Here is a 22,814-nt window from a genome sequence, read left to right as displayed (position 1 = left end):
CCCACGAGCCCTTGAACGTCGACCACGGACACACCCAATCACACCGGGGTGCTGGCGGTGGGGGGTCGGGGCGGTGACGATGGAGGCGTGGTCATGGCCTACCGACTCCGCGCCGGGGACACCGGTCCGCTGCAGCAGTCCCCGGTGACGTGCGGCTCGGCGTGCCTCACCGTCGCCCGGATGCTCGTCGACCCCACGTTCGCGTCGTGGGTGCGCACCGGGTCACCGCGGCTGCCCGGGTCCCCGTCCGGGAGCACCCAGGCCGAGCGCTTCGCCGCGTACGAGCGCGTCGTCATGCGACGGACCAACAGCCTCTTCGCGCCCGGCCAGCGCCCGATCCTGCCGTGGCCCCGCCGGCTCGGCACGCCGCCCTGGGGAGCGATGCGCGAGCTCGAGCGGGGGGCGTCGCGCCGGGGCACCTCGTACACGCTCGACGTCCTGCGACCCGACGACGAGGACGAGCTCGTCGCCGCCTTCGACACCCTCGTCGACGTCGTCGCCGACGGCGAGCCCGCGCTGCTCTACGTCGGCAACGCGCTGCTCCCGCGCCACGTCGTCCTCGTGCTGCCCGGCGACGGCGACCGGATGCTCGACGTCTACGACCCCGGCACCGGCCGGGTCGACCACCTGCGCCGCGACACCGTCGTCGAGCGCCGGCTGGGGCTGAGCGGCTGGGACGTCCCGTGGGTCGCCGTGCGCCCCGTCGGCCTGCGCCCCGTGCGGGTGGCGGCGTACGCCACCGACCTCGGTCCCGCCCCCGCCTGACCGAGGCCCGTCCTCAGCGCGCGGGGACGGTGGGGAGGTGGGGCTTCAGGCGGTGGGCTTCGCGACGGCGACGAGCTCGACGTCGCGCGCCGCCACCTCGTCGCCCACGGCGTAGTCGAGCGTGCCGGTGAGCTTGCCCGCGGCCCGCAGGTCGGCCTCGGCGCAGCGGACGTGGTCGAGCGCCGCCTCGGGCCCGACGAGCGTCATCGTCGGGACCTCGGCGCGCATGCCGACCTTGGCCTCCGACTTCGCCTTGCGCACGACCGCCAGGGCGGCACCGACCGACGCCAGCACGGCGGCGTCGCCCCCGGCGGGCACCTCGTCGACGGTCGGCCAGGCGGCGCGGTGCACGGAGCCGTCATGGGTCCACGACCAGACCTCCTCGGTGACGTACGGCAGCACCGGGGCGAGGAGCCGCAGGACGACGTCGAGCGCGATCCGCAGCGTGGCGCGCGCGCTCGCGGCGCCGGCCTCGCCGTGGCCGCCGTACGCGCGGTCCTTGACGAGCTCGAGGTAGTCGTCGCAGAACGCCCAGAACCACTGCTCGGTGACCTCGAGGGCGCGGGTGAAGTCCCACGCCTCGAAGCCGGCGGTGGCCCGCCCCACGACGTCCCGAAGCCCCGCGAGGAGCGCGAGGTCGAGCGGCTCGGTGACGTGCGCCGCGAGGTCCTCGCCCTCGACGTCTCCGAAGGACAGCGCGAACTTGCTCGCGTTGAGGACCTTGATGGCCAGGCGCCGGCCGACCTTGATCTGCCCCGTGTCGTAGGCGGCGTCGGTGCCGAGGCGGCCGCTCGCGGCCCAGTAGCGCACGGCGTCGGCCGAGTGCTCCTTGAGGAGGTCCTCGGGGGTCACGACGTTGCCGCGCGACTTGCTCATCTTCTTGCGGTCGGGGTCGAGGATCCAGCCGCTGATGGCGGCGTTCGTCCACGGCACGGAGCCGTGCTCCCAGTGCGCGCGCACCACGGTGGAGAAGAGCCAGGTGCGGATGATGTCGTGGCCCTGCGGGCGGACGTCGAAGGGGAACACCTTGTCCCACAACGGGTCCGAGCCCGGTTCGCCGTCGTGGCGGCGCCATCCTCCGGCGATCTGCGGCGAGAGCGAGGAGGTCGCCCACGTGTCGAAGATGTCGGGGTCGCCGACGAAGCCGCCGGCGGCGCCGCGCTGGTCCTCGGTGTAGCCGGCGGGCGGGTTGGCCGCGGGGTCGACGGGCAGGTCGGCCTCTGCGGGCACGATCGGGCTGTCGTACACCGGCTCGCCGTCGGCGTCGACGGGGTACCAGACCGGGATCGGCACGCCGAAGAACCGCTGGCGCGAGACGAGCCAGTCACCGTTGAGGCCCGACACCCAGTTGGCGTACCGCGAGCGCATGAACGCGGGGTGGAAGTCGATCTGCTCGCCGCGCGCGACGAGCTCGGCGTTGAGCTCGGCGTCGCGGCCCCCGTTGCGGATGTACCACTGGCGCGAGGTGACGATCTCGAGGGGCTTCTCGCCGCGCTCGTAGAAGTTCGCCATCCGCTTCGTGGGGGTCGGCTCGCCCTCGAGGTCGCCCGACTCGCGCAGCGCGCCGACGACGGCCTCGCGGGCGCCGAACGCGGTCTTCCCGGCCAGTCCGTCGGCGTACAGCGCCTCCCCGGCGGTGCCGGTGAGCCACTCGGGCACCTCGGTCTGGAGGCGCCCGCTGCGGGTGACCACCGAGCGGGTGGGCAGGCGCAGCTCACGCCACCAGAGGACGTCGGTGAGGTCGCCGAAGGTGCAGCACATGGCGATGCCGGCGCCCTTGTCCATCTCGGCGGCGGGGTGGGCGAGCACGGGCACCTCGACGCCGAACAGCGGTGTCGTGACGGTCTGCCCGAACAGGGGCTGGTAGCGCTCGTCGTCGGGGTGGGCGATGAGGGCGACGCAGCTGGGGATGAGCTCGGGGCGCGTGGTCTCGATGTGGACCGGGCCGCCACCGTCGGAGCGGTGGAAGGCCACCCGGTGGTAGTGCCCGGGGTAGTCGCGGGCCTCGAGCTCGGCCTGGGCGACAGCGGTCTGGAAGGTGACGTCCCACAGGCCCGGTGCCTCGGCCTGGTAGGCCTCCCCGCGCTCGAGGTTGCGCAGGAACGCCTGCTGCGCCGTGGCTCGCGAGTGGTCGTCGATGGTGCGGTAGGTGATCGACCAGTCGTAGCTGTGGCCGATCCGGCGGAAGAGGGACTCGAAGGCCTCCTCGTCCTTGACGGTCAGCTCGTCGCACAGCTCGATGAAGTTCTGCCGCGAGATCGGCAGCTCGTCGGCCGACTTCGTGCTCTTCGCGTCGCCGCGGAACGGCGGCACGAAGTCGGGGTCGTGGTGGAGCGAGGCGTCGCCGCGCACGCCGTAGTAGTTCTGCACCCGCTTCTCGGTGGGCAGGCCGTTGTCGTCCCACCCGATCGGGTAGAAGACGTTGAAGCCGGCCATCCGCTTGTACCGGGCGATGCAGTCGGTGTGGGTGTAGCTGAAGACGTGGCCCATGTGCAGCGACCCGCTCGCGGTGGGCGGCGGGGTGTCGACGGAGAACACGGCCGAGCGCGGGCCCGACAGGGCAGCCTCACGGTCGAAGGCGTAGGTGCCCTGCTCCTGCCATACCGCGCCCCACTTGTCCTCGAGGCCGTCGAGCGACGGCCGGTCCGGGACGGAGGCAGCGTGGGACAGGGAGAGGGGCTCGGTCATGGGCGACATCCTCCCAGACGGGCGCGGCCGTCCTCACCCGGGTTCAGGCGGTGGGGCGGCGCCGGACGAGGCGCACCAGGGCCAGGCCGAGGACGGCGGTGCCGGCCGCGACGGCGACCCAGACGACCTGTCGGCGGTCGCCGACGAGCGGGTCGGCGGCGGCACCGACGGCGATCCGCTCGGTGCCCGGGGTCTCGGTGGGGCGCGGCTTCGCGCCGGGCCCGACCGGCCCGGCCACCCGGTCGTCGAGGACCGCGGTCAGGGCCTCGACCGGCTGCACCATGCCCCACCCGGCGCGGTCGTCCCGGGCGTCGCGACGGTCGCGGGCGGCGGTGGCCTCGAGGCGGTACTTCCACCCCGCGGGGCCGGCCGACGGGAAGCGCTGGGCGAGAAGGGCGGCGGCGGCGCTGACGTAGGCGGTGGCGAAGCTCGTCGAGGACCCCTCCTGGCTGAGGTAGCAGTCGCCCCAGGCGCCCCACGAGGTGAGGACGTCGCGGCCGGGTGCGACGAGGTCGACGTGCGAGCCGTGGACCGAGTCGTCGGTGACCCGGTCGTCGGGGCCGGCGGCGGAGACCGCGACCACCTGGGGGTAGGCCGCGGGGTAGCGCGGACCGTCGGCGGGGTCCTCGGCGGTGCGCCGGTTCCCGGCCGAGGCGACGACGAGGGCACCGCGCTCGGTGGCGTGCCGGACGGCGTCGCGCAGTCGGGGGTCGTCGGCGGTGGTGCTCAGCGAGACGTTGATGATCGTGGCGCCCTGGTCGGCGGCGTACGCGATGCCCTTGGCGAGGTCGGCGACGGCGACTTCGCCGTCCTCCTCGCGCTGCTCGTCGGGGACGACCTTGACGGGCAGGATGAGGGCGTCTCGGGCGAGGCCGACGACTCCCGACCGCTCGACGGGCCGGGCCGCGATGACGCCGGCCACGGACGTCCCGTGGGTCCGCTCGTCGGTGCGGGGCGAGCCCCCCACGTACGACCGACCGCCGACGAGGGCACTGTCGGGGAAGTGCCGGTTGCGCTGTGACACACCGGAGTCGACGACGGCGACGATGATGCCGCGCCCGGTGGCCAGCTGCCACGCGCGGTTCGCGCCGAGCCGGGTCAGCGCCGCGGGCGTCGCGGGCAGGTAGCGGGTGACTCCCTCCTCGCACTTCTCCGCGGCGGCGCGGACGCCCACCGGCACGGCCGCGGTGCCCGCGCCGGCGGATGCCGCCGACGCGGGCACCGCGAGGACCGTCGGCCCCACGACGACCCCGGCGGCGAGGACGGTCGCGGCGGCGCGGCGCGCTGCCCCACTGGCCCGGACGAGCGGCGTCATGACCCGCCGGAGACCACGGTCCGCGCGGCGGCGGCACCGAGGACGGCGCCGGGGCGCAGCAGCTCGGTCCACGCCTGCGGCACCGGAGCGACGTCGGACGGGGCGTAGCCGAGGCGGGCGAGCAGCTCGTCGTCGGCGGCCTCGAGGGCGTAGGCGGTGGCGGTCTGGTCGACGGCCAGCACCGTCCCGCGGTTGAGGACCTGCCCCGAGACGGCCCGGACGAGCGCGCCGTCGCCGGTGTCGACGACGGTGCGGCCGCGCTCGGCGTCGGGGACGGCCTCGGCGCGCGAGCCGAGGCTCACCTCGGGCTGCACCCCCGGGGCGGTCGTCAGCGTCGCGCAGGGGATGTCGGGGATCGCCGTGGGGATCTCGGACGGCCACTCGGTGGGCGCGAACTGCTGGGGGCGCACCTCGAGCTGGCGGATCTGCGCGGCCTGGACGGGCACCTCGCGACCGGAGGCCCCGGAGCCGAGCCGGTACATCTCGGTGGCGAGCTCGGGCAGCGGCTCGAGGTCGCCGCTCGGCAGCACGAGGTAGCGCCGGCCCTCGGCGTCGCCCTCGAGCGCGAGGACCGACCCGACCGTCGCCCCGGCGGGAAGGCCCGGGGCGGACCTCCCGAGGTCGTCGATCGTCAGCGGACCGAGGGCCGGGCCCTCGGGGAAGAGGTTGAGCCACGACGAGGGCGCGACGATCGCGGGCCGACCGTCGAGGCGCAGGGCGACCGTCACCGACGACACGTCGCGCGCCGCGACGGGGTAGCGACGGCCGTCGGCGACGACGAAGGTCCGCTCCCCGTTGCGGACGACGACCGCGCCGTCGGCCGAGGGCGTCACGGCCCGCCGCCTGCCGATGGCGGTCGAGACGAGCTCGCCCTCCTCGAGGCAGGAGACCCAGCCGGAGTTGACCAGGGAGGCCGCCGGCGTCAGCGAGTCGGGCGCGCCGAGGATGCCGAGGGTCGGGCCCCGGTCGATCGAGGAGAGCTCCTCGTCGGGGACGGCGAGCACCTTGAACTCGGCGGAGGGGATGAGGAGGCGGGCGCTCGTCGTGTTGACGACGGGGTGCAGGACCTCCTTGATCGACACGTACCGCGCGCCGCTGTCCTCGGCGATGATGAGCCGGTTGTTCTCCCACCCGTCGGGCAGCGAGGAGCGCAGCCAGCCGAACGCCATCGAGCCCAGGACGAGGACGGCGGTGAGCGCCAGCCCGCCCGCGACGGCCCGCAGCGGCCGGTGCGGCTCGACCTCACGGCCGCCCGGGGCGCCGCTGACGAAGGCGGTGGTGAGCCGCCGGCGGCTGAACGACTGCGCGTCGACGAGGTCCTTCTTGGTCGCCACGGGTCAGAGCACCCCGATGGTGGCGGCGGCCAGGGGCAGCAGGGCGACGAGGACGACGCCGTCGACGGTGTCGGCGGCCCGCCCCAGGCCGACCCGGGTGCGCGGGGCGAGGACGGCGACGGTGACGACGACCGCGGCCCCGGCCCCGAGGACGACGGCGAGGCCCGGGCGCCACCCGGGGTGGAGCTGGGCCGCGGCGACCGCGGCGACGGCGAGACCGAGGATGCCCGAGGCCATCGCGAGCAGGACCGAGGTCCGGGTGCGGCTGTGCCGCGTGCGCAGCAGGGTCGCGACGTGACCGGCGACGACGAGCAGGGCACCCCACAGGCCCGCCGCGACGAGCTGGGGCGTGGTGAGGATCGTGACCCCGCCGGACGCGAGCGCGACGCCGACCATCACCTCGTGGCCGCGTGCGACCTGGGCGCGGACCGCGCCGCGGTCGACCTCGGGAGCGTCGGCCGCGATCTCGGCCTCGGTGCGCGGGGCGTGCGAGGACAGGCGGCTCGTCGAGATGCCGAGCCACGGCAGGACGTTGCCGACGACGACGGCGACGACGAAGACGACCGTCGAGACCGTGGCGATGGAGACCTCGCCCACCGTGGACACGGCGCCGATGACGACCATCGCCGCGCCGACGACCGCGCCCGCCGCGAGGGCGAGGCGGTGGCGGCCGAGCGCGAGCGCGGCGAGCGCGCCGACGACGGCCACCGCGGCGCCCGAGTAGATGAGCCCTTCACCCCACAGCGGCGCCGACGGCTTGACGGCCGTCCCGGCGACGGCCGCGTGGACGAGGGCGGTCGTCGCGAGGGCGACGCTGCCGGCCGAGCGGGTGCGCGCGTGGAGCACCGCGGCCGTGGCGACGAGGAGGAGCGAGACGGCGGCGGCCACCGCGGCGACGAGCGCCCCGGAGTCGCGGGCGGTGAACAGGGCCCAGGCGGCGCAGAGGAGGAAGACGGTGGCCGCCCCGACGGCGGTGCCCGCACTGTGCCGGGCGGTCCACGGGGCGAACTGCGTCTCGACGACGTCGGCCACGGCCTCGACGACGTCGTCGTAGACCTTGTCGGTCGTGACGTCGACGGTCTCGAGCGACAGGACGGTGCCGTCGATGACGCCCTGGGCGGCGAGGCTGCGGTCGGGGTCGAGGAGGACGCCGCCGCGCACGACGAGCCGGTAGCCGTGGGAGGCGTTGGCGGGGTCGAGGACGCCCAGCTCGCGCGCGAGCTCGGGGACGAGCTCGACGACGGGGATGCCGCCGGGCACGCCGAGGTCGGCCCGGCGGGTGCCGGACGACACCGACACCCTGACGAGCGACGCGGCGGTGCTGACCTGGCTCACGACTGGAATCTCCCCTCCGGCGGTACGGGCTGCGCAGTGCCGGGTCGTCCCCGGCGACCCTGCGGCGAGACGAGCATAGACGGGGACCCGCCGGGGAGTTCTCCCCATTGGTCAGCGCAGGAACACACCGTAGGGTCATTCCTGCGAGACCACGGGAGGGCCGGATCCGGGTCGGGAGAGAGACCTCCGGTCAGGGGAAAGCACAGACACACGCGACGACGACAGCCGACGTCGCCTCACGGAAGGATTGACCATGGGTGACTCGTTCAGCGCCGGTGAAGGCGTCGTCAAGAAGAGTGCCGACATCGTCAGCACCGCCCGCGCCGAGCTGCGCCAGCAGATCACCGGCCTGCGCGGCCAGATGGAGCAGGTGAAGGCGCACTGGCAGGGCCAGGGCGCGCGCAGCTTCGACCAGGTCAGCGAGGCCTGGAAGGTCCAGACGCAGGACATCGTCGACGTCCTCGACACCTTCGAGGCCAACCTCACGGGCTCGCAGCGTCAGTACGACGCCGACGACTCGGCGGCCTCGTCGAACCTGTCCAAGTACAACAGCATGCTCGGCAAGTGAGCGGGAGGGAGACCATCATGACTGACGGCATCAAGGTCGGCGGGGCCGGCATCGACAGCCTGGTCGGCGACATGAAGACCGGACTGACCAACCTCGAGCAGCGTCTCGAGACCATGAAGAGCGACCTGCGCCCCTACGTCGAGCAGTGGGACGGTTCGGCGCGCCAGGCGTACTCGCAGGCGCAGCGCGACTGGGACCAGCAGATCGAGGACTGCAAGCTCCTCCTCGAGGACGTCCGCCAGGCGGTCATCCGCTCCAAGGAGGACTACCTCGCCGGCGAGCTGCGCAACACGAACATGTGGGGCTGACCCCCACCGCACCACCGCACCACCACGTCGGCGTGCCGGCACCCGGGACCGGGTGCCGGCACGAACGGCGTCGCGCGGGCCGCCACGGCGGCCGACGCGCGGCCACGAGAAGAGCTAGGGAGGGAGACGCCATGGGAGCCCCTGACGACCCGCGTCCGATCCAGTACCCCTCGGTGCTGTCGATCCTGGGCAAGGACCACGAGCAGCAGTGGCGCGAGAAGGCGCACGAGCAGGTGTCGCGCGCGAACAACTCGCTCGCCGAGAAGGCGACGTTCGGGGGGACCCCCGGCGCGCAGAAGTTCGCCGCCGTCTACGCCGCCGCGCTCACCGAGTACACGGCGACCCTGCGCGGCGCCCAGGCCGACCTCGTGACGGCCGCCCAGAACCTCGCGACCGCCGCGGAGGAGATGCGCAGCCGCGACGAGAACGCCGGCGCCGCCTTCGTCACCCTGCTCGCGCGCTGGACCGACCCCTCGGGGTTCGAGAGCCAGCAGCGCCAGGAGGAGGCGCGCGAGTCCGAGGAGAGCCAGGAGGGCGCGACGACGCTCGCGGGCCTCGAGGCCGACGACGCCTCCGCACCCGCCGGGACCGGCCCGTCGCCCGACATGGGCACCGACCCGGCACCCGACTCGGGCGGCCCGGTGCCCGACTCCGGCGGTCCGGCGTCGGGTCCCTCCCCGACGATGGCCACCGGACCCACCGGCGGACCCGTGCCCGGCCCCCACGGGGTGGCCTGACCCCGATGTCCACCCGTCCGCCCACCCGGGACCCGCGGCGCCGTCGCGCGGCGCGGCCCTGGTCGCGCCGCCTGGCCCCCGGCCTCCTCGCCGCTGCCGTCGTGCCGGTCGTCGCCGTGCCGGGTGTCGCGACGCCGGCCCGGGCACTCCCGGCGCCGGCCACCGCGCCGGCTGCCGCCACGGCCCTCGCCGCCGACGGCTTCGGGCCGGGCGGCTGGTGGTGGGACGCGATGGGCGTCGACGAGCTCCAGCGCAAGGGCACCGGCAAGGGCATCACCGTCGCCGTCGTCGACACCCCCATCGACCCCGACGTCCCCGAGATCGCCGGGAAGGTCGCGCGCTCGAGCAGCCCGTGCCTCGCCGACGGCGGCGGCACGATGTCGCCGCGCAGCTCGGGCCGTGAGGCCGAGCACGGCACGACGATGGCCGCGATCATCGCCGGCACGGGCAGGGGGAGCGGGCCGGGCGGCACCGGCATCCGGGGCATCGCGCCCGACGCCACGCTCCTCCACTACGCGGTGAGCTACCCGAACCCCGACCGGGAGGGCGACCTCGCCTGCGGCATCTCCGGACCCGGCTACGACGAGCTCGCCAAGGGCGTCGTCGCCTCGATCCGCTCCGCGGTCGCCGACGGTGCCGACATCATCAACCTCTCGCTCGTCAGCGACTACGACGCCGCGTACGGTCCGGCGCTCCTCGAGGCCTACCGGGCGGGGGCGATCGTCGTCGCCGGGACCGACAACGCCGGGCGCGGCGTCATGTGGCCGGCGCTCGGCAACGGGGTCGTCGTCGTCAACCCGGTCGACCAGAAGGGGCGGGTGTACTCCCAGTCGGTCAAGGACGACGCGGGCATCGGCTTCACCGCGCCGGGCAAGGCGGTCAACGCCCTCGGGGTCGAGGACGGCCGCTGGCGCAGCGACGTCCTCGCCGACGGCTCGTCGAACGCCACGGCACTCGTCAGCGGCGGGCTCGCCGCGATGTGGTCGGCCCACCCCGACGCCACGGCCAACCAGGTGCTCCAGGCCGCCAGGGCCTCGGTCGGCCTGCGCAGGAGCGCGGCCGGGGTCGAGACGTGGTTCCGCCGCGAGGGCTCGGACCTGCCGCGGGTGACCGAGCCCAACCGCGCCTACGGCTGGGGCATCTTCGCGCCGGCCGACGCGGTCGCCACCGACCCCGCGACGCTGCCCGACACCAACCCGATGGCCCGCGACATCGCGGGCCTGGAGCCGGCCTACGCCGACGTCACGGCGGCGACGGCGGCGACGTCGGCCCCGGCGAGCCCGTCGGGAGCCGCGAGCCCGAGCCCGTCGGGCCGCCCCTCGGCGTCGGCCGCCGCCACCCCGGCGCCCACGGCCGGCGTCGCGAGCTCGCCTCCGGTGTTCCTCGCACTGGCGGCCCTCACCGCGGCCGCAGCGGCCGCCGGCGCCGCCCTCGCCCTGAGGGAGCGACGCCGCCGGGCGGCCCTCGGGGGAGACCCCGACCACCACCGACTGACCACCAGCGCGGGCCGGGCCCCCGGTCCCCGCGCCGACGGGGAGGAGTGACCATGGCTGTGCACCACGACGGCGGAGGAACGGGGTTCCCGCCCCTGCCCGCGGACGCGGGTCCGACCGAGCGGGCCCTGTACGAGATCTACGACTTCCAGACCGGGATCGTGTCGTACACGGCGAGCCAGTGGAAGACGACGGCCGAGGAGCTGACCGAGCTCGCCTCCAGCGTGCGCCAGGTCGTCCGCGAGCTGCGCCGGGCGCCCGACGGCGGCGAGGCGTGGAGCGGCACGGCCGCGGAGGCCGCGTACGACAGCCTCGGCAAGCTCGCCACCAACCTCGACCGGCACGCCGAGGACATCACGAACATCGAGGCCGGGCTCACCGCGGCGAGCGACGCCGTCACCGACGCCCGCACCGCCTACGTCACCCGGGTGCGCACGGTCGACACCGACATCGACCAGGCCGGCTACATGACCGGACCCCCGCCGCCGCCGGTCGGCCCGCCCGTGCCGAAGACGCTCGACACCGCGGCGTACGACCAGGCGGTGTCCGCGGCCCGCGCCCAGCGCGAGTCCGAGGCGCAGTCGGTGATGCAGGCGTACGACACCCGGATGGAGACGGCGGCCAAGAAGCTGCCCGTCGAGCCGGCCGAGTCCCCGGTCTCCGACGGGAACTACCCCTCGGGCCCGGGTGGGCCCGGGGGTCACCCCGGGGGGACGAGCGGCGGCGGCGGCGGTGGCTACACCCCGCCGAACCCCACGTGGGACGACCTGCCGCCCACCGGCGACGGCGGCGACGACGAGCCCACCCCGACCATCTGGGTTCCGCCGACCACCGGCAACCCCGACGACGAGATCTGCAGCGGCCTTCCCGAGGTCTCGGTCGACGCCCCGACCGAGACCGGCGGCCTGACCCCCGGCAACGGCCTCCCGACGGGGACCGGCACGACGACCCCGTCCGGCGCCCCCACGGGTGGCGGCATCGGCGGCGTCGGCGCGGCGATGGGCATGGGCGGCATGGTCGCCGGTGGTGGTGCCGCGGCCCTGTTCGGACGGGGTGGCGGCGCGGGTCCCGGGCTCGGCGGCGGGCGTCCCGGCGCCACGGCCGGGGCGGGGCGTCCCGGCGCGACGGCCGGGGCCGGGCGCCCGGGTGTCGTCGGCGTCGGCAGCACCGGTGGTGCCGCGTCGCGCGGCACCGGCGGTCCCGCCGGACGCGGTGGTTCGGGCGCGGGCGGCACGGGTCGCACCAGCGTCGTCGCCGGGGGCGGGGGCCAGGGTGCCGCCGGCCGCGGCACGGGCGCGCGCGGCGGTGCCGGGACCCGCGGTGGTGGCCGCACCGGCCGGTACGGCGTGCCCCAGCTCGGCGAGAAGGGTGGACGTGGCGGAGTCGCCGGAGCCACCGGGACCGCGGGCAGCCGTGGCGGTAGGCGCAAGGACGAGCGTGAGGGCCAGGAGGTCGACCACCTGACGCAGGAGGACGAGGAGACCTGGTTCGAGGGGGCCGACGACGCGACCCCACCGGTCTGGGAGTGAGCCCGACGACCCGCCCGGGGGCAGCCGCCCCCGGGCGGTCGTGCGTGCAGGGCCGGTCAGCCGGAGGTGAGGCGCCGCAGCGCCTCGATGCCCCCGGCGGCGACGACGCCGAAGGGCAGGACGAGCACGACGGCCAGCGACTCGACCCGGTCGGCGAGCCGCGACATCCGCGTGGAGTGGTAGCCGCCCACGAGCGCGATGGCGCCGACGACGGTGAGCCCGGCCACGGCGACGGTCACGGCGACGAGCCACACGACCCAGCCCGGGTGCGCGGCGACGACCGCCACGGCCGCGGCGACGGTGAGCGACGCGGCGCCACCGAGCATGGCGAAGCGGGCGACCCGGTCGCGCACCGTGCGCGCCTGGTACCCGAGGGCGACGGCCGCCACGGCCGGCAGGACCCACGCCGACCACGGCGCCACCGAGGACAACGGCTCACCGAGCGCGACGACCCAGCCGCCGAGGGCCGCACCCACCGCGGCGTACCCCGTGCCGACCGACACGACCGCGCGAGCCGCGGCGACGCGCTCGCGGACGTCGAGGGACGTGACGCGTCGACGCCGTCCGGCGTGCCGCTCGCGCACCGCCCAGATCGTCGTGGAGAGCCGGTCGGTGTCGATGAGCTGGGTGGGGTCGACGGTCAGGCTCGTGCTCGGCAGCGCCCGGACCACGACCGGGGCCAGCCCGACGACGAGCGCGGCCGAGGCGACGGGGGACCAGTCGAGGAGGACCCCCGCCGCGAGGACGACGCCCAGGCCGCCGAGGCAGGCCATCGCCGTGCGCTCGCCGCGGTCGGCGTCGGGCGCCCCCGCCGAGCCCAGCGCGAGGACGACGACGCCGAGCGCGCACGCGAGGGCGCCACTGACCTGCGTCCCCTGGGGCGTCTCCTCCAGGGGAGCGAGCAGGCCCGCGGCGGCCGCGAGCGCCGGGGCGCCGACGAGGCGGACCGCGGCCGAGCCCGCGCGCTCGCGGGGGACGGCGAGCGTGACGAGCACGGCGCTCGCGAGCAGCAGCAGGGCGCTGCCCCAGCGGGTGGGGGAGGACGCGAGGACCCCGGAGCCGGCCGTGGGCGGAACGAGGATGGTGAGGACCGCCCCCACGAGGCAGAGCAGGCCGACACCCACGACGAGCACCGCGCCCGTGGTGTCCTGGCGCGGGGCGGCCGACCGTCCGGAGCGGGCGCGGACGGGGCGCGAGCCGGAGGCGGCCCGCAGCGAGGCGCGGCTCACCGTGGCGTCGTCGATCTCGTCGCGACGGCGCGTGGAGTCGTCGACGACGACGGGCGCCACCGGTTCGGCGGTCGCGGTCCGGCCACCGCCGGCCCACGCGGGACGGGTGCGGCGGCCTCCGGCGGCGTCCCCGCGGCCACCGGGTGCCGACGAGGAGCGGTCGATGCTCACGACGTCGCGCGTGACCTGGTGCGTCGTCGTCCGCACGACGGTGAGGACCGCGCCCATCGGGAGGTCGTCGCCGAGTCGGTCGTGGGGCCCGTAGACGTGGCCGGCCGCCGTGGCGACCGAGCTCGGGCTGGCGCTCGAGGAGATGCCGAGGACCGAGAGCACGTCGGTGACGCGCGTCCCGACGGGCACGACGAGGTCGTAGCTGCGCTCGTCGGCGACGAGCGTCAGCTGGTGGTTCGGCTCCGCCACGAATCCTCCCCCCCGGGTGCTCGAGTGCCTGACCGGGCAGCGTCCGCCATGAACAATAGCCACAGGTACGGTGGAGCCGATCGACGTGTGGGAACGGGGAGGGGACCGAGATGACGGTGGCCGCGCGACGCGGTGCCCGCGAGGAGGCCCCTCGGGTGCCGACGGGGCGGATCGAGCTGCAGCCACCCCCCGAGATCACCCCCTCCGACGGGGCGAGCGGGATGCTCCTCCAGGCCGTCCCCATGCTCGGCTCGCTGGGCTCCATCGGCTTCGTCGCGATGTCGCAGCAGGGGCCCCGCGCCTGGTTCACCGCGGGCATGTTCCTCCTCGCCTCGCTGGGCTTCGTGGCCGCGAGCGGGGTCCGCCAGCGCCAGCAGCACACCGGGACGGTCCTCGCCGCCCGGCGCGAGTACCTCGCGTACCTCGCCGAGGTGCGCGGCACCATCCGCGACGCCGCCGGCCGCCAGCGCGAGGCCGCCCTCTGGGACTACCCCGACCCCGCCGCCCTGCCCGCCATCGCGGCCGAGGGCACCCGTGTCTGGGAGCGCTCGCCCTCCGACGCCGACTTCCTCCAGGTTCGGATGGGGACGACGGCCCAGCCGCTGTGCCTGACCCTCGAGCCGCCCGAGACCGCGCCGCTCGCCCAGCTCGACCCCGTCGCGGCCTCCGCGCTGCACCGCCTCCTCTCCACCCACCAGGTCCAGCCGGGGCTGCCCGCGTCGGTCGCGCTGCGGGCCTTCGCGCACGTCGAGGTGACGGGCGACGCCGACCCGGCGCGCGCCCTCGCCCGTTCGCTTGTCCTGTCGGCCGCGATGCAGCACCCGCCCGAGGACCTCGTCATCGCCGCGCTCGTCTCGCGCGAGGCCCGGTCCGAGTGGGAGTGGCTCAAGTGGCTCCCGCACGCGCTGTCCACCCGCGAGCGCGACGCCGTCGGTCCGGTCCGCCTCGTCGGCGAGTCGGTCCACGACCTCCTGCCGCTGCTGCCCCAGGACCTCGTCGAGCGGCCCCGGTTCGGGCCGAGCGACACCCCCTCGCTGCCGCACGTCCTCCTCGTCGTCGACGGCGGCGACGTCCCTCCGGGCAACCCCGTCGTCACCGGCGACGGCGTCCTCGGCGTCACCGTCCTCGACCTGCCCGAGCAGTGGGGCGAGCTGACCTCGACCTCGACCCTGCGCCTCGCGGTCGGGGCCGAGGTCGAGAAGGGCCCGCGCGCCGGCACCCACCCGCTCGAGATCATCACCCTCGCCCGCGGCACCGCCCACGGCGTCGCCGACCAGCTGTCCACGGTCCGCGCCGAGGCCGCGGCCCGTCGCCTCGCCCCGCGCTACACGGCCGACGAGCCGGAGGCGCGCGACGCCCTGTCGACCTCCACCGAGCTCGTCGACCTCCTCGGCACCGGTGACGTCCGCGACTTCGAGGCCGACACCGCGTGGCGCCCGCGGCTGCAGCGCGACCGGCTCCGCGTCCCCATCGGCGTCGACGAGACCGGAGCGGTCGTCTCCCTCGACATCAAGGAGTCGGCGCAGCAGGGCATGGGGCCGCACGGACTCGTCATCGGCGCGACCGGCTCGGGCAAGTCCGAGCTCCTGCGCACCCTCGTCCTCGCGCTCGCGATGACCCACTCGCCGGAGGCGCTCAACTTCGTCCTCGTCGACTTCAAGGGCGGCGCGACGTTCGCGGGCATGGCCGAGATGCCGCACGTCTCGGCCGTCATCACCAACCTCGGCCAGGAGCTCACCCTCGTCGAGCGCATGCAGGACGCGCTCCAGGGCGAGATGACCCGCCGCCAGGAGCTGCTGCGCTCGGCCGGCAACTTCTCGAACGTCACCGACTACGAGCGGGCCCGCGCCCAGGGCGCCGACCTCGAGCCGCTGCCGGCGCTGCTCATCGTCGCCGACGAGTTCTCCGAGCTGCTCTCGGCCAAGCCCGAGTTCGCCGACCTCTTCGTCGCCATCGGCCGCCTCGGCCGCTCGCTGTCGATGCACCTCCTGCTGTCCTCGCAGCGCCTGGAGGAAGGGCGCCTGCGCGGCCTCGAGTCGCACCTGTCGTACCGGATCGGCCTGCGGACCTTCTCGGCGGGGGAGTCGCGCACCGTCATCGGCGTCCCCGACGCCTACGAGCTGCCGCCCGTCCCCGGGCTGGGCTACCTCAAGCCCGACCAGACGACGCTGCTGAAGTTCAAGGCCGCCTACGTGTCCGGACCGCCGAAGGGCCGCCGCCGCAGGGTCACCGAGGTCGACGGCCCGGCCGGCAGTGCCGCCGAGATCATGCCGTTCACCCTCGCCCCGGTCGCCGCCGGGCGGGGGCGCACGAGCGAGGAGCTCCCGCAGGGACCCACGAGCGAGCCCGAGGAGACGCGCGCCGTCTTCGACATCGCCGTGTCCCGGATGGTCGGCAAGGGCCGTCCCGCGCACCAGGTCTGGCTCCCGCCGCTCGACGTCCCCAACTCGATGGACCAGCTCCTCGGCGACCTCGCACCCGACCCCGCGCTCGGACTCGTCAGCCGGCGCTGGCGCGAGCGCGGCAGCTACGTCTTCCCCGTCGGCATCGTCGACCGGCCCCTCGAGCAGCGCCGCGAGCTGTTCGTCCTCCGGCTCGGCGGGGCGGCCGGGCACGTCGCGGTCGTCGGCGGGCCGCGCACCGGTCGCAGCACGATGGCCCGCACCATCGTCTCGGCGATCGCGCTGACGACGACCCCGCTCGAGTCGCAGTTCTACGTCCTCGACTTCGGTGGCGGCACGTTCACGCCCTTCAGCAAGCTCGCCCACGTCGCCGGGGTCGCGAACCGCAGCGAGCCCGAGGTCGTGCGCCGCCTCGTCTCCGAGATCCGCGGCATCGTCGACGCCCGCGAGTCGTACTTCCGGGCGAACGGCATCGACTCCATCGAGACCTACCGCAGCCGCCGGGCCAACGGCCTCGTCGACGACGGCTACGGCGACGTGTTCCTCGTCGTCGACGGCTGGCTGACCCTGCGCCAGGAGTTCGACGACCTCGAGCAGTCGATCATGGAGCTCGCCGGGCGCGGGCTCACCTTCGGCGTCCACGTCGTCGTGACGACCTCGCGCTGGATGGACTTCCGCAACCAGATCCGCGACGTCCTCGGCACCCGCGTCGAGCTGCGCCTCGGCGACCCGAGCGACTCCGAGGTCGACCGCCGCGTCGCGACCAACGTCCCCAAGGGGCGCCCCGGACGCGGCCTGACGATGACCAAGCACCACTTCCTCTCGGGCATCCCGCGCGTCGACGACCGCGGGAGCGTCGACGACCTCGGCGACGGTGTCGAGGACCTCGTGACGAAGGTCAACGCCGCGTGGACCGGCCCGCGCGGCCCGAAGCTGCGCCTGCTCCCGGCGCAGATCACCTTCGAGGCCATCCGCGAGATGACCGGCCCCGACGAGAAGCGACTCATCCTCGGTGTCGACGAGAGCAACCTCGCGCCCATCGGGCTCGACCTCGCCGAGGAGCCGCACGCCTACCTCCTCGGCGACGCCGACAGCGGCAAGTCGGCGTTCCTGCGCGGGTACGCCCACGAGGTCGCCCGCCTCCACACCCCCGACCAGGCCAAGCTGTTCGTCGTCGACTACCGCCGCGCGCTGCTCGGGGAGCTGCCCGACGAGCACGTCGGCGAGTACCTCACGACCGAGGACCAGGCCGCCGGCGCGGTCGAGGGGATCACCGAGTTCCTCCGCACCCGCCTCCCCGGCCCCGACGTCACGCCCGAGCAGCTGCGCGCCCGCTCGTGGTGGCAGGGGGCCCAGGTCTTCTTCCTCGTCGACGACTACGACCTCGTCGTCACCTCGGCCGGCAGCCCGCTGCGCCCGCTCGTCCCGCTCCTTGCCCAGGCGGGCGACGTGGGGCTGCACGTCGTCCTCACCCGGCGGATGGGCGGCGCCTCGCGGGCGCTGTTCGAGCCGGTCCTCCAGTCGATCCGCGACCTCGGCTCGCCGGGCATCCTCCTGTCGGGCAACCCCGACGAGGGCATGCTCATCGGGCGGGCCAAGCCGTCGGTGCAGCCTCCCGGCCGGGCCCGGATCATCTCGCGCGAGCTCGGCGACCAGGTGCTCCAGCTCGGCTGGCAGCCCCCTCGCCTCGGCTGACGCCTCCCGGTCCCGCGCTCCTGTGCCGTCGGACGCGAGAGGGGCGGCGCTCGAGGGCGTCGCGCTGGCCTAGGGTGGGCGCATGGAGCCCGTGTACCGCCCCGTCATCCACGCGGTGAAGACCCTGTTCTTCCTCCAGGGCACGAGCATCAGGATCCTCGGCGAGGAGAACGTCCCGCGCGAGGGCGGCGCCGTCATGGCGATCAACCACACGTCCTACCTCGACTTCATGTACGCCGGGCTGCCCGCCTGGCCGCACCGCCGCTACGTGCGCTTCATGGCGAAGAAGTCGGTGTTCTCGCACCAGGTGTCCGGCCCCCTGATGCGCGGCATGCACCACATCCCCGTCGACCGGCACAAGGGCGGCGAGGCGTTCGCCGCCGCGATCCGGGCGCTGCGGGCGGGTGAGATCGTCGGGGTCTTCCCCGAGGCGACGATGTCGCGCAGCTTCGAGCTCAAGGAGTTCAAGCCCGGTGCCGTGAAGATGGCCCAGGTGGCCGGCGTGCCCGTCCTCCCCGTGACGATCTGGGGCGGGCAGCGGGTCTGGACCAAGGACCTGCCCAAGCACATGGGCCGCGCGAACATCCCGGTGTCGATCACCGTGGGGGAGCCGATCGAGATCGGTCGTCGCGATGACGTCGCCGCCGCGTCCGCCCGCGTCAAGGCCGTGATGCAGGCCCAGCTCGACGCCCAGCAGGCCGAGTACCCCACCCTGTCCGGCGACGACCTGCGCTACGTCCCGGCCCGGCTCGGCGGCACCGCCCCGACGCTCGAGGCCGCGCACGCCGCCGACCACCACGACATGACCCGCACCAGGGACAAGTTCACCGGCTGACGGTGGGGCTGCGACCCGGACGGCGTTCGGCCGTCAGGAGGCACGCCGGGGCTGGGTGATCCACGAGCGCACGTCGTGCAGTGACCAGCTCAGCACCTCGCGCGCGCGGGCGTCGAGCTCGGTGTCCGTCCGGGGCGTGGGGTGGCGGTCGATCCACGACCAGGCCATGGCGACCACCTCACCGACCGTCATGGACTCCCACGGCGACCTCACCATCCAGAGGACGGCGTCGGGTCCACCGTCGGCCCCTCGGTCGAGGCGCACGTCGGGTACCTGTCGGCGGTACTGCTGCGGCCAGGCCTCCCCGAGGGCGACCTCCGCGGTGTACTCCTCGAGCGGCTCGAAGCCCTCGAGCCGGAGCTCGAGCACGCCGGGCACGGCGTCGGCTCCGAAGGCAGCGTCGATGTCCAGGTGGCTCTTCACCCGGTCACCGTCCCAGGGCCGGGTGTGCGGGGTGCCACGTCGCGCGAAAGCCCTGGTGAACGCCCGGTGAGCGTTACCCTCCTCACCGCCGTCCGCCCCTGCCGAGGAGGGCTCGTCCCGTGGACGTCCGCGTCATCACTGCGACGGCGCAGGAACTCCGAGATGGCGCGGGTGGACGTGCGCCATCCGGGGATTTCCGCGTCATCACGGTGACGGCGCGGAACCTCCGCACGGGCCCCCTTCCCCCGAGGGCGGGAGCCCTGTCGGGCGCCGTGCGCGTGTCGCGCTCGCGTCGGGGACACTGGAGGAGCACCGACCGTCGCTTGGACAAGGAGTCAGCCGTGACCGAGGGAACCGTCCGCTGGTTCGACGCCGACCGGGGGTTCGGCTTCATCGCCCTCGGGCAGGAGGCGGAGGACCTGTACGTGCACGCGTCCGAGATCGTCAGCGACGACGCGACCAAGGTGCTCCGGGAGGGGCAGGTCGTCGAGTTCGAGATCGGCGAGGGGGACCGCGGCCCGCAGGCACGCCGCGTGCGGGTCACGGCCGACCGGTCCGCCGACGCACCGCTGGGCGTGCTCGGCACCGTCTCCTGGTACGAGCCCGCCAAGGGGTACGGCTTCGTCTCGCCCGACGGCGGCGGCGCCGAGGTCTTCGTCCACAGCTCGGCCATCGTGGGGGGCGGCGTGATCTCCGAGGGGCAGCGGGTGGCCTTCCTCGTCGTCGACGGGGAGAAGGGCCCGCTCGCTGACCACCTGCTCCCCCTGGGAGCCCAGGCCGCCCAGCAGGCGGTGGCACCCGACGGGGCGGACGGCACCGTCACCTGGTACGACGGGGACAAGGGCTTCGGGTTCATCACGCCCGAGGCGGGCGGCCCCGACGTCTTCGTCCACGTCCGGGACCTGGCCGACGGGCTCCCCGACCTGGGGGAGGGGGACCGGGTCACGTTCGACGTCGTCATGAGCGAGAAGGGCCCGCAGGCCCGCGACGTGCGCCTGGCCCGCGGCTCCACGCAGCGGGGCGCACCGGCACGGCCGACGACCCGTGCCCGGCCGGGTCGCCAGCAGCAGTCCGACGCCCCGGCGCGCGGCGGCGAGGGAGTGGTCGCCCGCTACGACGAGGAGCGGGGGTTCGGCTTCATCACCCCGGACGCGGGGGGCGCGGACCTGTTCGTCCACGTGTCGGTCATCAGGGGCGCCGAGGCGCTGCACCACGGCGACCGGGTCCGCTACCAGGTGCGACTGAGCGACCGGGGACCGCAGGCCGACCGCGTCGAACGGATGTGAGCGCGGGGCGGTCCGGGCGGATCGGCCGCACGGCGGTCCACCCGGTGATCGACGGCCCCCGCCACGAGGAACGCGGGGGCAGAGCGGGTTCGGCTGCGCCGGAGGGGATCGAGATGACAACGCCGCCCGGCGACGTCATCGGCGGGACCGCGCGCCTCGGGTCGTGAGGAGATCGCCCCCAGGTCTTGACGGGGCACTTGCATTTTGCAAGTATGCCCGCATGAGCCTCTTCATCACCTGCCCCGTCGACAGCGTCGAGCGCGCGACCGCCTTCTACACCGCCCTCGGCTGGACGCTCAACCCGGACATGTCCGACCACAACGTGTCGTGCTTCGCCATCGCGCCCGAGCAGTACCTCATGCTCGGCAGCCACGAGATGTACGCCGGCGTCGGCGGCGTCGAGGAGCGGGTCGGCGGACCGGACACCCCCTCCAAGGTCACGGTGTCGTTCGACCTCGGTAGCCGCGAGGCGGTCGACGCGCTGGTCGAGCGCGCCGGTACCGCAGGCGGATTCGTCGGCGACACCGACGACTACCCCTTCATGTACCAGCGCCAGTTCGACGACCCCGACGGCTACCACTACTCGCCGTTCTGGATGAAGCCGACCACCGACGCCACCGAGTGAGCGACCTCGCCGCGGCCCTCGACGTCGTCGGGAGCCGGTGGGCGCTGCTCATCGTGGAGCGGCTGCTCGACGGCCCTCAGCGCTACGGCGACCTCCAGCGCGACCTCGGGGTGCCGACGAACATGCTCGCCACCCGCCTGCGCGAGCTGCAGGCGGCGGGCGTACTGACCCGCCTGCCTCTCCGCCACAACACCCGCGCGTACGCGCTGACCGACCGAGGGCTCGCACTGGCTGAGGCGGTCGATGCCCTCGGACGCTGGGGTGCCGACGACGGCTAGAGGGGTGACCCGCCCCCGTTGCTCGGCGAGTTGCCGCCACCCCTGACCCCGTCCCAGCCCCGCGTCTCGCCGGTGCGCCAGCCGTCCGCGGTGTGCCGGCCGTGGTCGGGCCGGGGCTTCGCCGTGGGGTCCGGGCGTCGGAGCAGGTCCCGGAGGGCGAGGCCGGCGACGACGACACCGAGAGCGATGAGGAACCACATCACCGCGACCACCCCCTCACCCCGCCCGGCCGCTGTCGGCCGGGCACCTCGGACCTGATGCCAGCCATGGTGACCCTCGCACGGACCCGGCGCAATGGCGACACCCGGACGGGGCGTCGACACAGCGGCGGCGAACGGTCAGGTCGTGTCCGGTTCGGGTGTCGCCTCGCCCACCTGGAGGACCTCGGGGACCAGCTCGTACCGATGGCTGTACGTGTCGAGGATCGCGACGCCCGCGGCCGCGAGGGGGATGCCGATCAGCGCGCCGAGCGGTCCCCAGATGGCGGCACCGACGAAGACCGCGCCGAGGGCCATGGCCGGGTCCACGTCCATCGTCTTCTTGCTGACGTGGGGGGTGAACACGTACGTCTCGAGCTGCTGGTAGACGACGGCGAAGATGATGATCGCCACCGCCTTCCACGGGCTGATGAACACGGTCGCGACGACGGGGAGGATGACCCCCAGGTAGGTCCCGACGATGGGGACGAACTGCGCCGTGATGCCGGCGAACAGCGCCAGCGCCAACCAGTAGGGGACACCGATGGCGGCGAAGAAGACCCCGTGGAAGAAGGCGGACGCGGCCGCGAGGACGATCTTGGACACGACGTACCCGCCGGTCTTGGCCATCGTGATCTCGGTGACCGTGATGAAGACCTCCTGCAGCCGCGGCGGCATCCACGAGGCAAGGGTGTGGAGCAGCCGGGGGCCGGCGCCGGCGAAGTAGAAGCCGAACACGAGCACGGTGACGAGGTCGAACACCACGGCGGACAGCGACCCCACGACACCGAGCACCCCGCCGGACAGGGACCCGGCCCACGTGGCGATCTGGGAGGGGTCCAGGCTCAGCTTCGAGGAGATCGTCGTCGGGTCGAGGTTCGTCCCGAACCGGCGGTTCACCACGTCGATCACCGAGGTGGTCAGGTCCGGCACCCCGACGACGAAGTCGGCGACCTGGGTGAAGAACAGCTGCCCGAACACCGTGACGAGGACGAGGACGAGGACCACGGCGCTGCCGCCCAGGAGGGCGGTCGCCACCCCCCGCGACCAGCCGCGCTGGACCAGCCACCGGATGCCGGGCTCGAGGGCGGTGGCGAACAGCCACGCGAGCACGAGGAGGAACAGGAAGTGGCTGAGCACGGAGAACAGCCACAGGAACAGCAGCAGGCCCACCCCCACGGCCGCGAGGATCAGGCCGGTCCGCCAGACCGTCGCCCGCTCGACGCGCACCGTCACGACGGGGCCGCTGCCGGCCGCCGAGGCCCCGCCGGCCGCGGGGGTCTCGGAGCGTGGCGTCTTGTGAGCGTCCGGAGTCGACATCGTCAATCCTTCGTCCCAGAGGTCCCGAGGCG

General features: G+C 74.7%; 19 protein-coding genes. 11 read left to right on the top strand and 8 right to left on the bottom strand.

Annotated elements, in window-relative coordinates; translation table 11 throughout:
• The first annotated feature begins 93 nt into the window (after positions 1–93).
• Positions 94–765, top strand: a complete 672-nt coding sequence (locus tag ACFWN3_RS03825) for a hypothetical protein (RefSeq protein WP_377643597.1) — start codon at positions 94–96, stop codon at positions 763–765.
• 45 nt (positions 766–810) lie between these two features.
• On the opposite strand, the gene valS is transcribed toward ACFWN3_RS03825, so the two are convergent.
• Genes valS through ACFWN3_RS03805 form a run of 4 tightly spaced genes read right to left on the bottom strand, consistent with a single transcriptional unit; the run spans position 811 to position 7,437 of the window.
• The gene (gene valS / locus ACFWN3_RS03820; RefSeq protein ID WP_377643595.1) at positions 811–3,453 is read right to left on the bottom strand and encodes a valine--tRNA ligase; all 2,643 of its coding nucleotides are present in this window, start codon (positions 3,451–3,453) and stop codon (positions 811–813) included.
• 43 nt (positions 3,454–3,496) lie between these two features.
• Entirely contained in the window at positions 3,497–4,768 is a 1,272-nt protein-coding gene (locus ACFWN3_RS03815) for a S8 family serine peptidase (RefSeq protein WP_377643593.1), read from the bottom strand.
• Positions 4,765–6,102, bottom strand: coding sequence for a type VII secretion protein EccB (eccB, locus tag ACFWN3_RS03810; protein ID WP_377643591.1), 1,338 nt, complete (start codon positions 6,100–6,102; stop codon positions 4,765–4,767). Before eccB ends, ACFWN3_RS03815 begins: the two co-directional genes overlap by 4 nt.
• A 3-nt stretch (positions 6,103–6,105) precedes the next feature.
• Entirely contained in the window at positions 6,106–7,437 is a 1,332-nt protein-coding gene (locus ACFWN3_RS03805) for an EsaB/YukD family protein (protein ID WP_377643589.1), read from the bottom strand.
• 253 nt (positions 7,438–7,690) lie between these two features.
• On the opposite strand from ACFWN3_RS03805, the gene ACFWN3_RS03800 reads away from it, so the two are divergent.
• The 5 genes from ACFWN3_RS03800 to ACFWN3_RS03780 all read left to right on the top strand — a co-directional run bounded on the left by ACFWN3_RS03800 (position 7,691) and on the right by ACFWN3_RS03780 (position 12,072).
• On the top strand, positions 7,691–8,005 hold the full coding sequence (locus ACFWN3_RS03800) for a WXG100 family type VII secretion target (RefSeq protein ID WP_377643587.1): 315 nt from the start codon (positions 7,691–7,693) through the stop codon (positions 8,003–8,005).
• Between the two features lie 17 nt (positions 8,006–8,022).
• Positions 8,023–8,313 carry a WXG100 family type VII secretion target gene (locus ACFWN3_RS03795; protein ID WP_377643586.1) on the top strand — a complete coding sequence of 97 codons (291 nt, stop codon included), beginning with the start codon at positions 8,023–8,025 and terminating at the stop codon, positions 8,311–8,313.
• A gap of 131 nt (positions 8,314–8,444) precedes the next feature.
• Positions 8,445–9,050, top strand: a complete 606-nt coding sequence (locus tag ACFWN3_RS03790; protein ID WP_377643584.1) for a hypothetical protein — start codon at positions 8,445–8,447, stop codon at positions 9,048–9,050.
• A 5-nt stretch (positions 9,051–9,055) separates the two neighbouring features.
• On the top strand, positions 9,056–10,594 hold the full coding sequence (locus ACFWN3_RS03785) for a S8 family serine peptidase (protein ID WP_377643582.1): 1,539 nt from the start codon (positions 9,056–9,058) through the stop codon (positions 10,592–10,594).
• Between the two features lie 2 nt (positions 10,595–10,596).
• Positions 10,597–12,072 (top strand): WXG100 family type VII secretion target, encoded by a 1,476-nt coding sequence (locus tag ACFWN3_RS03780; protein ID WP_377643579.1) that lies wholly within the window; start codon positions 10,597–10,599, stop codon positions 12,070–12,072.
• A gap of 56 nt (positions 12,073–12,128) precedes the next feature.
• On the opposite strand, the gene ACFWN3_RS03775 is transcribed toward ACFWN3_RS03780, so the two are convergent.
• The gene (locus ACFWN3_RS03775; protein ID WP_377643577.1) at positions 12,129–13,721 is read right to left on the bottom strand and encodes a hypothetical protein; all 1,593 of its coding nucleotides are present in this window, start codon (positions 13,719–13,721) and stop codon (positions 12,129–12,131) included.
• A gap of 110 nt (positions 13,722–13,831) precedes the next feature.
• Between ACFWN3_RS03775 and eccCa the strand changes: the two genes are divergently transcribed.
• Positions 13,832–17,818, top strand: a complete 3,987-nt coding sequence (eccCa, locus tag ACFWN3_RS03770) for a type VII secretion protein EccCa (RefSeq protein WP_377643575.1) — start codon at positions 13,832–13,834, stop codon at positions 17,816–17,818.
• 82 nt (positions 17,819–17,900) lie between these two features.
• Positions 17,901–18,653 carry a lysophospholipid acyltransferase family protein gene (locus ACFWN3_RS03765; protein ID WP_377643574.1) on the top strand — a complete coding sequence of 251 codons (753 nt, stop codon included), beginning with the start codon at positions 17,901–17,903 and terminating at the stop codon, positions 18,651–18,653.
• 33 nt (positions 18,654–18,686) lie between these two features.
• On the opposite strand, the gene ACFWN3_RS03760 is transcribed toward ACFWN3_RS03765, so the two are convergent.
• A complete protein-coding gene (locus ACFWN3_RS03760) occupies positions 18,687–19,076 on the bottom strand; it encodes a hypothetical protein (protein ID WP_377643572.1) in 390 nt (129 codons plus the stop codon).
• 341 nt (positions 19,077–19,417) lie between these two features.
• Here ACFWN3_RS03760 and ACFWN3_RS03755 point away from each other — a divergent pair, with 341 nt between their 5' ends.
• From ACFWN3_RS03755 to ACFWN3_RS03745, 3 genes are all read left to right on the top strand, one after another.
• The gene (locus tag ACFWN3_RS03755) at positions 19,418–20,362 is read left to right on the top strand and encodes a cold shock domain-containing protein (RefSeq protein WP_377643570.1); all 945 of its coding nucleotides are present in this window, start codon (positions 19,418–19,420) and stop codon (positions 20,360–20,362) included.
• 220 nt (positions 20,363–20,582) lie between these two features.
• Positions 20,583–20,987 (top strand): VOC family protein, encoded by a 405-nt coding sequence (locus ACFWN3_RS03750; protein WP_377643568.1) that lies wholly within the window; start codon positions 20,583–20,585, stop codon positions 20,985–20,987.
• Positions 20,984–21,265, top strand: a complete 282-nt coding sequence (locus tag ACFWN3_RS03745) for a winged helix-turn-helix transcriptional regulator (protein WP_377643566.1) — start codon at positions 20,984–20,986, stop codon at positions 21,263–21,265. The genes ACFWN3_RS03750 and ACFWN3_RS03745 overlap by 4 nt, the downstream gene beginning before the upstream one ends.
• On the opposite strand, the gene ACFWN3_RS03740 is transcribed toward ACFWN3_RS03745, so the two are convergent.
• Positions 21,262–21,468, bottom strand: coding sequence for a hypothetical protein (locus ACFWN3_RS03740; RefSeq protein WP_377643564.1), 207 nt, complete (start codon positions 21,466–21,468; stop codon positions 21,262–21,264). The genes ACFWN3_RS03745 and ACFWN3_RS03740 overlap by 4 nt on opposite strands.
• 135 nt (positions 21,469–21,603) lie before the next feature.
• Entirely contained in the window at positions 21,604–22,782 is a 1,179-nt protein-coding gene (locus ACFWN3_RS03735) for an AI-2E family transporter (RefSeq protein ID WP_377643562.1), read from the bottom strand.
• Positions 22,783–22,814 lie beyond the last annotated feature (32 nt).

This window comes from Oryzobacter terrae (genome assembly GCF_042756445.1).
Taxonomy (GTDB): Bacteria; Actinomycetota; Actinomycetes; order Actinomycetales; family Dermatophilaceae; genus Oryzobacter; species Oryzobacter terrae.
Note: the sequence above shows the minus strand (reverse complement) of the source record. Positions and strands in the feature narration are given on the sequence as shown.